The organism is Roseibium sp. MB-4, assembly GCF_053005265.1.
This window is the reverse complement of the sequence record NZ_JBRKQB010000002.1, coordinates 729,421-741,448: the sequence shown is the minus strand read 5'-3', so window position 1 is coordinate 741,448 and position 12,028 is coordinate 729,421. Positions and strand designations below refer to the sequence as shown.

Below are 12,028 nucleotides of genomic sequence, written 5' to 3'. Positions count from 1 at the left end.
ATCTATCTCATGAGGAGGTGAGGTCATGATACAAACTTCCACCCCGTTCATTTTCATGCGTGGAGGGTCTTCCCGCGGTCCTTACCTTAAGCGAAGCGATCTGCCGGAAAGTCTGGATGACCTTTCTAACGTTCTGACATCGATCGTTGGTGCTGGGCATCCGTTCAACATCGACGGCATCGGCGGCGGAACTGCCGTGACCACGAAAATCGCGATGTTGTCGAAATCGGACGACGATTGGGCCGACGTCGACTACTTTTTTGCTCAGGTCGGTGTTGAGGAAAAACTGGTCGACTACAAGCCGTCCTGCGGCAACATTCTGGTCGGTGTAGGACCTGCTGCCATTGAAATGGGTCTTGTGGAACCAGCCGGTGATGTCACCGAAGTGCGGATCCGTGCCGTCAATACGGGGACGCTGGTTTCCGAACTTGTGCAAACACCCGGCGGCGTTGTGCAGTATGATGGCAATGCCGCAATCGATGGTGTGCCCGGTACTGCGGCGCCAATCCAGTTGCGTTTCATGAAGGTCGAAGGCAGTCTGACTGGCTCTCTTTTTCCCACCGGCAGCAGGACGGAAGTCATCAATGGTGTGACCGTTTCGTGCATGGATGTCGCCATGCCGATGGTGATCGGCCTTGCGTCCGATTTCGGGATCACCGGATATGAAAGTGCCGCGGACCTTGATTTCAACACAGACCTTTTTGCCAAGATGGAGGCTATTCGCCTGATTGCGGGTGAGCGTATGGGCCTCGGGGATGTGACCAAATCAGTTACGCCGAAATTCGGCCTGCTTGCTCCGTCCAAGGGCGGTGGTTCGGCCTGTGTCCGGTATTTCATGCCTTGGAAATGTCATCCGACCCTGGCTGTCACCGGGTCGCAGTGTCTTGCTGCCTGTCTTTTGGCGCCTGGCACAGTGGCTGAAGGTTTGTTGGAACCGCGCCCAGGTGCACCAGCCGACCTCAAACTGGAGCACCCAATGGGTATGATGGAAGTCGTGATTGACTACAAAGATGAAAACGGTCGCTTTGAAGTCATCTCTGCTGGTCTTTTGCGCACCGCGCGCAAGCTTGCGACCGGCGAAGTCTTCATTCCCGGGTCTGTATGGCAGAGAAATTGATCAATTTGTTCCCGTAACAACAGAATTGAGCTTTTGGTTTGGAGCGTGACATCAATGAAAGTGCACATACTGGATGACTGGTTCGATACGCTGCGCGGTTTGCCTTGTTTTCAAAAATTGAAAGAACACGAGGTCACTGTCTGGACCGACCATGTCGAAGACGTTGGTGCGCTTTCCGAAAGGCTCCAGGAAGCTGATGCAGTCGTTCTGTTTCGCGAACGCACCAAAATAACTGCTGATTTGCTGGAGCGGTTGCCGAACCTGAAATTGATATCGCAGCGCAGTGTCTATCCGCACATCGATGTTGAGGCCTGCACTGCAAACGGCGTTCTCTTATGTTCCAACATGCATTCCGGAACACCGTCTTACGCTGCTGCAGAGATGACTTTGGCGTTGATTTTGGCAAGTTATCGCCAGATCCCACAGCAGGTGGCGTCGATCCGTGCCGGAGAATGGCAAATGGGTGTCGGACGAACTCTGCGGGGTAGAACGCTCGGGCTTTATGGCTATGGCCGGATTGCCAAAGCCGTTGCAGGCTATGCTGAAGCCATCGGAATGAACGTCCAATGGTGGGCATCTGATGCCGGCCGCGAGCGTGCGATCAAGGATGGTGCAAGGGTTGCCGAAAGCCGGGAGGTGTTTTTCAACTCATCAGATATTGTCAGCCTGCATGTTCGGTTGAAGCCAGAAACGCACGGCATCATTACGGAGGCCGACCTTGCGAACATGCAACCCCGCGCGCTCCTTGTGAATACCTCACGATCCGGCCTTATTGCCCCTGGGGTTCTTGAAGCAGAAGTCGCCCGTGGGCGGATTTTTGCATCCGTTGATGTCTTCGACCAGGAGCCGCTACGCGATCAAGATAACGTGCTTCTGGCCCATCCGAACGTGTTGCCGACACCGCATATCGGTTATGTCACCGAAGACGAGTTCGACTTGCAATTTTCGGATATTTTCGATCAGGTCAACGCCTACGCAGCTGGCACCCCTATTCATATGATAAACCCCGAAGCCCATTCGTAGTCAGCAAGCTTATGATCACCGCGGCTGATTATTGCGCGGCGATCTGACGGCTTTCGGACACGGTATCGGTAACAACCTGTGTGATCGCGCTGGTTCCCATGACGCCGCCGAACTCTATGGGCCGCAAACGGTTGTTGCGGAACCCATCGTCAACTGCGTGGTTTATGAGATCGGCTGCGTCTGAAAGGTGGGGATTGCCCAGTTTTTCGGCGAGGTAATCGAGCATCAGAGCACCGCTCAGGATTGCTGCGAGCGGATTGGCCTTGTCTTGTCCCATGATGTCCGGCGCGCTGCCATGGGCGGGCTGGAACAGTCCCGTGTGGTCGCCGATCTCCGCACAGGCGGCCATTCCCATTCCGCCAACAAGCCCGCCGGCGAGGTCGGAAAGAATGTCACCAAACATGTTTTCGGTCACCAGCACATCAAAGTCCCAGGGCTTGCGCACCAGATCCAAGGCCTGGGCGTCCACATAGTTGTAGCCGACCGGAACATCCGGATAGTCTGTTTTCACCTCATCGAAGATCTGGCGAAAAAAGGCGAGCGAGGTAAAAACATTCGCCTTGTCGACGCAAGTGAGGCGGCCTTGAAAGCCCTTCTTCTGGCGTTTGCGGGCAAGGTCAAAGGCAAACCGGTGCAGCTTCGTCGTGGTCTTTCGTGTTATCCGTAGAATGTCCTGAACTTCGTCATTGTTCACAACGAGCGAGCGTTTGTGTGCTGCCGCAGAATAAAACAGACCTTCGGTGGACTCGCGCAAGATGATGAGATCAATCTCAGCTGCTCGCGGATCAGCAAGCCGCTGCGGGGCATTGGGATAGGCTTTGACCGGGCGTACGCCAGCATAAAGACCAAAGCGATCGCGCAGCCTTAAATGCGGAGAGATTTCCGTTCCATCCGCGTGCCGGATGGATGGCAGTCCAATGGCACCCAGGAAGATGGCATCTGCAGCTTCAGCCCTGCCTTCTCCGTCTGCCTCTATGTCCTGGCCAGTTTCCTGGAAATACGCTGCGCCGGCTTGAATTTCGTCCAACTCAGGTTTCGGTTGTCCGGTTTTTTGAAGTGCAGCTTCGAGCACAGCCATCGCAGCGTCCGCGACGTCGATGCCGATCCCGTCCCCTTTGATAAGCGCAATTTTCATGAGTACGGTTCCTTACGTCCAATCAACATCAAAACGGGTGACGATTTGCGATATCTGTTCCGGGTCAAGAAGTGTGGGAGATGCCCCTCGCAGCAACAGAGCCAGCTTTGCTGTCGCTTCCAACTCTTCCATGGCGTAGACGGCAGCCTCAAGGTCTTTGGCCGCAACGCAAGGGCCATGATTGGCAAGAATAACGGCTGATCGTTTGCCAGCCAGCCCGCGAACGGCGTTGCCCATGGCTGGGTCGCCGGGGACAAAAAACGGCAACAGTTTCACTTTGCCGAGCAGCATGATCCCGTAGGCTGTGAGGGGAGGCAGGACATTATCCTGATCAATTTCCGGTAGCAAAGACAAGGCCACTGAATGGCACGAATGCAGATGCACAACGGCACCGGTCGCCCCTCGGGTTTCATAAAATGCCGTATGCAACGGCATTTCCTTCGTGGGCGCATCTCCGGACAGCAACGCCCAAGTCTCCGACAGATGGCTGATGCAGGCCGGATCAAGACAGCCCATGGATGAGCCTGTCGGCGTGACCAGATAAGTGCCGTCATCCAGACGCATGGAGATGTTGCCGGTCGATCCGTGGGTCAGGCCTCGGTCGTAAAGTGATTTGGCCATTACGGCGATCTGCTCACGGGCTTTGGAGAGCGCGCTCATGAGCCTGCACCCAGAATGTGGAGGGCGTCTTCGAAAAAGTCAGGTCCGCCAAAGTTGCCGGATTTGAGGGCGAGGGCCAGCGGCTGGCCCGCTACCCTCAAAGCCGGGACCCCAGGGGCGATCCGAGGGCCGATTTCAAGAGTGGATGCCTTGATCCCGGATACGACAGCGCCTGACGTTTCCCCACCTGCGACCACGATGCGTTCAACACCAGCGTCCACAAGAGCTGCAGCAAGACCGGAAAACAGGTTTTCTATGGCAGATGCACTTTTTTCGCGACCGAACCGCTGCTGGACCTGACTGACAGTTTCAGGGTCTGCCGAAGAATAAAGAAGTGGCGGCCCGTCTTGGCTGATGGTCCATTCAATCAACTCTTCCATCGATAACCAACCCCCGATCACATCCTCAACCATGATTTCACGGCTGGGGGCTTTTTGCTTGTAGTGTTTGACTTGGCCACGTGTTGCCGACGAACAGGATCCGGACAAAACCACCGCTTTACCGTTTGTTCCGGTCCATGCCTGATGATGTGGAGTGACGCCAAAATTCGCCGGCAGACCGATTGCGATCCCTGACCCTCCGGTAACAAGACGGCGGCCCGCTGCGGCTTTTCCGATCGCAATGAGATCCTCATCGGTGATTGCATCGACGATTGCCATCGAGCCCGTTTCGGTCTTGGCTGCGTCAAGAATAGATGCCGCTCCCAGCTGAACGGTCTTATGAGGAATATGCGAAACGGGCCAACTCGTTTGCCTGGAAAGAACCCGTCGGATGTCCGGATCACGCATGGGGGTAAGCGGGTGGTTTTGCATTCCGCTTTCACTCAGGAGCGTGTCTCCCACGAACAAATGCCCCTGATAGACCGTGCGTCCATTTTCTGGAAAAGCCGGGCATACAAGGACAGTTTGTTCTCCAAGGCGCTCGGCGAGAGCCTGGGTCACAGGGCCAATGTTGCCTTCATCCGTTGAGTCAAACGTTGAGCAAACCTTGAAAACGATTTGTTCGCATCCTTGCGAGATCAGCCAGTCCGATGCGGCCAGCGAGTGCCTGATTGCTTCTTCGGCGGGCTCCGTCCGTGATTTCAGGCTGATGACGCCAGCATCACAGTTGATGCCAGAGCCGAATAGACTGTTTGAAGCCGGTACACCGACAAATTGCACCGTTTGCATGCCTGCCTCAGACAGCATCAGTGCGATATCAGACGCCCCTGTGAAATCATCTGCGATGACGCCGAGTTTCATTTTCCGGCCTCCTCAGATGGTCCCTGGTCAAGGCGCAAGATGTGATCTGCGCCAAAAACGGGGAAGCGTTTGCGCACCAAAGGATCGTGGCCCGGGATAACCAGTTGGTCATTGCTCGCAAGCGTACGGATACGGCTGAAACCGTTGAGCATTTCCTGCAGGTCTACGACGATCGGAAATGGCTTTTCACTGAGAAAGTTTTCATAGTAATGCGCCGCGTCCGATGCCAGACACAGCCAACCGGCACTGGTTAGCACCCGGACCGCTTGTAAGCCTTTGCTGTGGCCGCCAATCCGGTGAACAGTTACCCCTTCAGCGACTTCACCATCGCCTTCGTAAAATGTCACCCGGCCTGAATAAAGTCTAAGGACAGCTTCACAGACGTGTTCGCCGGTGAAGGGGGCCTTCAAAACCGGATGACACATGCAGGGACCGGTTGCGTATGCCATTTCTGCCGCTTGCAGATGGATGGTCGCATTTGGAAAGTGTTTCAGGCCGCCAGCATGGTCATAGTGAAGGTGCGTTACGATGATGGTCGTGACTTTATCCGGTGAGATGCCGAGGGGTAGGAGGGCTTCCCGTGGATCTTTTTGAACAGGCCGCCCCCGCCGGTCGGCTTCTTCATGATCATATCCGGTATCAACCAGAATGAGCTCATCACCCCGGCGCAGAACCCAGACGAAATAGTCCATGTCATGCGGCTGGTTGTGATTGTCGTCAAACAGGAAACTGTCCCGGCGTGTCCTGGAGTTTCGCTCGGCATATTTGACGGCGTAGACTTCCCACGGGGTCATTGAGCGACCCCCTTGTAAGTCTTGACTGTCTTCTCCGAGATCATCTCTGCCACATCCGCGTCAAACTTCAGGAAGTGCGGCGTTTTTAGGTGTGTCTTGAATGCCGCTTCATCATCGTAGACCTCGTAAAGAAAAACCTCTTCGGGCCGGTTTTCATCGGTGCAGACATCAAACTGCCGGCATCCATCCTCTGTTGTGAGTGAGGCCTGAGCATTTTGGACCATCAACGGCAAGAACGCCTCGAACTGATCCGGTTTGATCTGAAATGTGACTGTCACAACAAACATCGATTGGTCCTTGCAATTACCTGAACAACCCAACCATACCCATAGTGAATATCGGGAAATAGGTGACGAGCAGAAGCGCAAAAATCGCTGCCAGGTAAAGGTGAAGCATGCGGCGCGCGATGGACAGGACCCCCACACCGGAGATGCGGGATGCGACATAGAGCGTTGCTCCGACCGGTGGTGTGAAAAGCCCGACTGCCACGTTACAGGTCATGATCACCCCAAGATGCACCGGATCAACCCCAAAGATTTTGGCGGTTGGCAGGAACAGAGGGGCGGTCAGCAAGATCGCCGGGACAGGATCGAGAACCAGTCCAAGGACAAGCAGAACGATGTTCACGAGAAGCAGGAACATCCATGGGCCGGTTGAAAACTCCTGCACGAAACCAACCAGGATCTGAGGCATCTGCTCCAAAGTAATCAGCCAGCCGAGTACTGTGGTGGCTCCGATAACAACCATGACCACAGAGCTGGTGACAAAGGAGTCGATCAGAAGGCGCGGCAGGTCCTTGATGTTGAAATCGCGATAGACGACTGTTGTCACCAAAAGCCCGTAGATCACGGCCAGCGCTGCAGACTCAGTCGGCGTAACCCAACCGGTGAAAATGCCCCCCAGGATCAACACGGGCATGAACAGGGCAGGGGCTGTCCCTATGAAGGAGGATGTTAGTTCCTTGAAGGTTGTTGTCCGGCCGCCGGGATCGCAATTGGTTGATTTTCCAACATAATAGCACACGCCCATAAAGAAGGCGCCGAACAGAATGCCAGGCACCATGCCCCCAATGAAAAGGTCGGCGACCGAGACATTTCCGACAAAGCCGTAAATGAGCATTGGGATTGATGGCGGAATGATGATCCCGATGGTTCCAGCCGCCGCGACGAGACCAGCAGCGAACGCTTTGTCGTAGCCCTCTCTGGACATGTTCTTGATCATTACCGAACCGATGGCGGCTGAATCTGCGATGGCAGAACCTGAAATGCCGCCAAAGATCATTGAAGCACCGACAACCACCATGCCGAGGCCACCCGCCATGAAGCCGAAGGCGGCTCTTGCAAATCCAATGATCCTGAGCCCGACACCGCCGCGGCTCATCATTTCGCCCGCAACAATGAAGAGAGGGATTGCCAGGAAATGGTTCGGTTCCACGCCGCCAATGAAGTTCAGGAACAGCGCCTGAAGCGGGTACCCGAGATCGAATACGATTATCGGCAGGACTGCCGTAATCAGGATGGCCCAGACAAGGGGAATTCCAAGAAACACGGTGCTCAGAAAAACCGCGACGACAAACAACAGGATCATAGCAAGGCCTCGCCGCCATCAGAATGGGTGGAGTGGGGCACGACCGGATTCCGGATGTCGAACACCATGTTGAAGAGGTGGAAGATCAACGTCAGCGCCATGCCGACCGGCATGGATGCGTAAAGCAGACCGACGGGCCAGTAGAGTACCGTGGTTTTTTGCGCCCAGGTATGGATGGAGATGTTGTAGCCGGTATAGATCAGGCTGATCAGGAGGCAGGTGATGATCACATCGATCCCGATCGACAAAACGCGTTGCAAATGCACAGGCAACAGGTTTTCAACGATCTCTGTAACGCGCATGTGCGCACCGCGCGCAATCGCCGCGGCGCATCCGATAAAGGTGCTCCAAAGCAGCAGAAAGCTTGTCACTTCCAACGACCAGGCAAGGTCGAAGCCTGCAAACCCGCGCAAAGAGGCGTTGCAAAAGACCAGGGTGACGATGGCAAAACCGGCAAGCGCCAGGCAAAAGTCCACCATATGGCTGAGCCAGCGCAGCACAGCCGGATAATGATCTCGGTAGTCCAAGGCAAAGTCTTTCAAGAGAGCGCCGGAACCGAAGCAACGTGTGCTTCAAGTTCCGGCCAGTTGACACCCAAAGGCTTGATCAGTTTTGGGCGGGAAGGGCTTCGCGGATGGCTGCTGCATCGCCAAGAATGTTATCAACGGCTTCTGCGCCGTAGACGTCCTTGGCCTTGGCATAAACCGATTGTACTGCCTCACGGAATGGGCCGATTTCCGGCACGCTCACGGTGGCACCTGCTTCCTGCATTTCCGTCAATTGGCTGTCGACCGAGCTTTGAACGAGTTGTCGGCTGAAAGCGGCAGATTCCGTGGCAGCTTTAAGGACCGCTGCCTGATCTTCTTCAGAGAAGGATTGCCAGGTCTTTTCGGCAACGGTCAGCGGAAGCGGGCTGTAAACATGACGGGTCAAGGTGATGTTTGGCGCCACTTCGTAGAACCGCAGCGATTTGATGGTGTCCACCGGGTTTTCCTGACCGTTCACAATGCCCTGCTGGATCGCGAGGTAAACATCGGTGATCGGCATCACGACGGTCTGGAAACCGATGGCTTCCATGGACCAGCGGATCATGTCGTTCGGAAAGACCCGCATTTTCATGGATTCGGCATCTTTCGGAGATGTCAGGGGTTCGTTTGTCGTGAAGCTGCGGAAGCCGGCTTCCCATGTCGACAAAACGCGGAAGCCCTTTTCCGGAAGTTTCTGGAACTCGCCTTGAAGCCACTCTGAGTTGTCATAGAGCTCCCAGCCTTGTTCGTACGTGTCGACAAGGAAAGGCATGGCCGTAAGGTTCAGGCTGGGCAGATGGGTTGCGTAACTGCCGGTCGCTGACACCGTAAAATCAATGCCGCCGAGCTGGAGGAGCTCGATTGCTTTCGGGTCGTTTGCGAGCTGCCCGGACGGGTAAATCTGAACTTCGTAACGGCCGTCGGTGTATTCCGCGACTTTCTCGGCAAACAGTTCTGCAGCGGCCTGACGAGATCCGCCAGGGTTGTCAGTGTGGCTGAAACGCAGCTTTTCCGCCGCATGTGCGCTGCTCAGTCCGATAGCCGCAACTGCAACGCCAGCCAGTAGCCGGCTCAAGAATTTCTTTTCCAACATTTCGGTCTCCTCCCGCGGCTCTCCTCAAGCCGTATTGGTTTGCACATTCATTTGCGTATACGCAATACAATCCCTTGTCAACTTCACTCGTGTCGACTATCAAAAATACGGTGTGGCGGAGGTGACGCATTCAGGTGTCAACGTTCCAGTCGCGCTGGGCGGAGTGGATTGACAATGAACCAGAAGAAAAAAGAGACGCGGGCCCTACGGGTCGCTTGCCTGGGCGCTGGGTACTTCGCGCAGTTCCACTATGATGCCTGGCGCCGCACAGGCCGCGTGGCTCTTGTCGGTGCGTGTGATCAGGACTTGGAGAAGGCCAAGGAAACGGGGCTTGCAGCGTTTAAGGATCTCGCTGTAATGCTGAAAATGACGAGCCCGGACCTTCTGGATATCATCACACCGCCTCCCACCCACATGGCAGCCATCAAGGCAGGAATTTCACAGGGCGTGCGTGCAATTATCTGCCAAAAACCGTTTTGCACGTCACTTAAAGAGGCTGAGGAGGCAACCCGGCTTGCAGAAAAGGCCGGGGTAACTCTCGTCATTCACGAGAATTTTCGGTTTCAGCCGTGGTACAGGACGTTCAAACACGCTTTGGAAAGCGGGGTGCTTGGAGACGTCTTGCAATTGACCTTCCGCCTTCGGACAGGAGATGGACAAGGCCCGCGCGCCTATCTGGACCGGCAGCCATATTTTCAGGACATGCCTCAGCTTTTGGTCCATGAGACCGGCGTCCACTGGGTCGACACTTTTCGGTATCTGCTTGGCGAACCGGAGGCGGTTTATGCGGACCTGCGGCGGCTCAATCCCGTCATCAAGGGAGAAGATGCCGGATTTTTTATATTCGACTATCCGGGCGGTGTGCGTTCATTGTTTGATGGCAACCGCTTGCTGGATCACGCGGCTGAAAACTGCCGGACAACGCTCGGCGAAGCCAGCCTTGAGGGCACGGCCGGAACACTGACCCTGTCAGGAGATGGCAGTGTGACACTCCGCCCGTTTGGCAATTTGAAGGAAACGGTTCTTCTTCAACCGCAGCCTTGGCAAGGATTTGGTGGGGATTGCGTCAAGAATCTGATCACCCATGTCGTTGACGGGGTGCTCGACGGAAAACCGCTTGAAAACGAGGCGAGAGACTACCTAAAGGTGATTGCGCTCGAAAAGATGATCTACGAGGCTGATCGCCAGGGCCGAAAAATCCGAGACGTTGCATATGCTTGACCCATCGAAACCGAAAACCATCACCACTCAGGCCATGGAGAAGATCCGTCAATTGATCTTCGACGGCGAGCTCGCTGCCGGATCCGATCACCTGGAAAGTGAATTGGCAGGCCGTTTGGGGATGTCACGGACGCCGGTTCGGGAAGCCACCTTGATGCTCGCGCAACAGGGACTGTTGGAGGTGCGCCCGAGAAAGGGCGTGCGGATTGCGACCTTGTCCCTGACAGATATGGAAGAGATCTATGCGGTTTTGACGGAACTGGAGAGCCTGGCGGCGGAAGAAGCTGCAAGGAAGCACTACTCCAAGGCGGATCTGGCTGACCTGAAAGCGTCGATTGAGGCGATGGACAAGGCTTTGAGCGATGAGGATCGTGATGCCTGGGCCGAAGCGGATGACGCTTTCCATACAGAACTGGTGCGTTTGGGAGGGAATTCACGCGTACAGAACATCGTTTCAATGATGGCGAACCAGGTGCGCCGGGCGCGGGCGATGACGCTCTACATCCGGCCACTCCCGATCAAATCCAACCAGGACCACAGGGCTGTCTATGATGCGATCCGGACGGGTGACGCTTCTAACGCCCGTGAACAGCACCGCCTCCACAGGCGCCACGCCCGTGAAGTCCTGATCGATCTCTTGAAAAAGCATCGTCTCTTCCAGCTTTGAACGTCAAGGCAAAGGCGTTGAATTTCTCTCAGCTCTTGTCTCGGACCAACCCCGGTTGGATTGCATGTTGGGTTTGCGTTTGAGCCACCAAGACTACTCGCCATCGCAGACGGTGCTTTCGAGCCATTTCCTGAATGTTTCTGCATCTTGTGATGCGGGGTTTGTTTCAACGAAATAGGCTTCGTTGGCCTCGATGGTGATTGGGCTGACTGGGACAACAGACCCGGATTGAACAGCGTGCCGGGCGAGGGTTTCGTTTACGAGGCATATGCCGTTTCCGTTGCTGGAAAGATCCAGAGCGGCGCCGTAGGAATCCACATAAATGGACGGGTCAGCACAGCTGAGGCCCGTTGCCGTCCTCCACTTGGACCAACCGTCCGAAATCCCGACTGCGTCGATGACCGGGCTCGTGTCCCATGGTGTGACCATCTGGCTGGGGGCGAGTGCAATCAGTTTGTCGCTGCCAAGCAGTGCGGCATTGGGTCCTGCCTGTTTTCGTGAGCCGAAACTGACGATGACATCCGCAAGCGATCGGCTGAATTCATCGGGCCAGATGGCCCCGATAAACCGCAGCGCGATTTCGGGATGTACTTCGCGAAAGGTTGGGAGCGTTGGGCCGATCACCCATTGAAGCACACTAACGGAAACGGATACTGTCAAAAGCTTCTTCGGTTGATCGGGTATGAAAGATCGCGTGGCGGCCGTTAGCGTGTCTAAAGCCGCATCGACTTGGGGAAGCAACCGCCGGCCATCATCCGTCAGTGCCAAACCCCTGGCTTTCCTCTCGAACAACGGCACACCCAACTTTGTTTCCAGCGCCTTGATCTGTTGACTGACAGCGGATTGGGTCATGCCGATTTCATCCGCCGCCGCCGTGAAGCTCAGGTGCCGGGCCGAAGCTTCAAACGCGCGAAACCAGTTCAGCGGAGGCAGTGCAGTGGCCATGTATAACATATCCATAAG

The 12,028-nt window shown here is 55.5% G+C and carries 13 protein-coding genes; 4 read left to right on the top strand and 9 right to left on the bottom strand.

Features of this window, described 5'->3' with window-relative positions; genetic code table 11:
- Positions 1-25 precede the first annotated feature (25 nt).
- Both ACVDG4_RS14630 and ACVDG4_RS14625 read left to right on the top strand, forming a co-directional pair.
- Complete coding sequence (locus tag ACVDG4_RS14630; protein WP_447235603.1) at positions 26-1,117, top strand: 4-oxalomesaconate tautomerase; 1,092 nt, start codon at positions 26-28, stop codon at positions 1,115-1,117.
- A gap of 54 nt (positions 1,118-1,171) precedes the next feature.
- Complete coding sequence (locus tag ACVDG4_RS14625) at positions 1,172-2,140, top strand: D-2-hydroxyacid dehydrogenase family protein (RefSeq protein ID WP_447235602.1); 969 nt, start codon at positions 1,172-1,174, stop codon at positions 2,138-2,140.
- Between the two features lie 28 nt (positions 2,141-2,168).
- On the opposite strand, the gene ACVDG4_RS14620 is transcribed toward ACVDG4_RS14625, so the two are convergent.
- From ACVDG4_RS14620 to ACVDG4_RS14585, 8 genes are all read right to left on the bottom strand, one after another.
- Positions 2,169-3,275 carry an isocitrate/isopropylmalate dehydrogenase family protein gene (locus tag ACVDG4_RS14620; protein ID WP_447235601.1) on the bottom strand — a complete coding sequence of 369 codons (1,107 nt, stop codon included), beginning with the start codon at positions 3,273-3,275 and terminating at the stop codon, positions 2,169-2,171.
- Positions 3,276-3,287: 12 nt separating this feature from the next.
- The gene (gene otnC, locus ACVDG4_RS14615; protein WP_409693524.1) at positions 3,288-3,935 is read right to left on the bottom strand and encodes a 3-oxo-tetronate 4-phosphate decarboxylase; all 648 of its coding nucleotides are present in this window, start codon (positions 3,933-3,935) and stop codon (positions 3,288-3,290) included.
- A complete protein-coding gene (gene otnK / locus ACVDG4_RS14610; protein WP_447235600.1) occupies positions 3,932-5,176 on the bottom strand; it encodes a 3-oxo-tetronate kinase in 1,245 nt (414 codons plus the stop codon). Before otnK ends, otnC begins: the two co-directional genes overlap by 4 nt.
- Complete coding sequence (locus tag ACVDG4_RS14605; RefSeq protein WP_409693519.1) at positions 5,173-5,970, bottom strand: N-acyl homoserine lactonase family protein; 798 nt, start codon at positions 5,968-5,970, stop codon at positions 5,173-5,175. Before ACVDG4_RS14605 ends, otnK begins: the two co-directional genes overlap by 4 nt.
- Complete coding sequence (locus ACVDG4_RS14600) at positions 5,967-6,257, bottom strand: putative quinol monooxygenase (protein WP_447235599.1); 291 nt, start codon at positions 6,255-6,257, stop codon at positions 5,967-5,969. The genes ACVDG4_RS14605 and ACVDG4_RS14600 overlap by 4 nt, the downstream gene beginning before the upstream one ends.
- Positions 6,258-6,273: 16 nt before the next feature.
- Positions 6,274-7,557, bottom strand: coding sequence for a TRAP transporter large permease (locus ACVDG4_RS14595; protein ID WP_133953245.1), 1,284 nt, complete (start codon positions 7,555-7,557; stop codon positions 6,274-6,276).
- On the bottom strand, positions 7,554-8,099 hold the full coding sequence (locus ACVDG4_RS14590; RefSeq protein WP_428523557.1) for a TRAP transporter small permease: 546 nt from the start codon (positions 8,097-8,099) through the stop codon (positions 7,554-7,556). The genes ACVDG4_RS14595 and ACVDG4_RS14590 overlap by 4 nt, the downstream gene beginning before the upstream one ends.
- Positions 8,100-8,163: 64 nt before the next feature.
- The gene (locus tag ACVDG4_RS14585; RefSeq protein ID WP_422021751.1) at positions 8,164-9,177 is read right to left on the bottom strand and encodes a TRAP transporter substrate-binding protein; all 1,014 of its coding nucleotides are present in this window, start codon (positions 9,175-9,177) and stop codon (positions 8,164-8,166) included.
- Between the two features lie 174 nt (positions 9,178-9,351).
- On the opposite strand from ACVDG4_RS14585, the gene ACVDG4_RS14580 reads away from it, so the two are divergent.
- Positions 9,352-10,398, top strand: coding sequence for a Gfo/Idh/MocA family protein (locus tag ACVDG4_RS14580; RefSeq protein ID WP_447235598.1), 1,047 nt, complete (start codon positions 9,352-9,354; stop codon positions 10,396-10,398).
- Positions 10,391-11,065: a GntR family transcriptional regulator gene (locus ACVDG4_RS14575; protein WP_447235597.1), complete on the top strand. Its 675-nt coding sequence runs from the start codon at positions 10,391-10,393 to the stop codon at positions 11,063-11,065. Before ACVDG4_RS14580 ends, ACVDG4_RS14575 begins: the two co-directional genes overlap by 8 nt.
- A 93-nt stretch (positions 11,066-11,158) precedes the next feature.
- Here the strand turns inward: ACVDG4_RS14575 and ACVDG4_RS14570 are convergent, their stop codons facing one another.
- Positions 11,159-12,010 carry a LysR family transcriptional regulator gene (locus ACVDG4_RS14570; protein ID WP_447235596.1) on the bottom strand — a complete coding sequence of 284 codons (852 nt, stop codon included), beginning with the start codon at positions 12,008-12,010 and terminating at the stop codon, positions 11,159-11,161.
- Between the last annotated feature and the right edge of the window lie 18 nt (positions 12,011-12,028).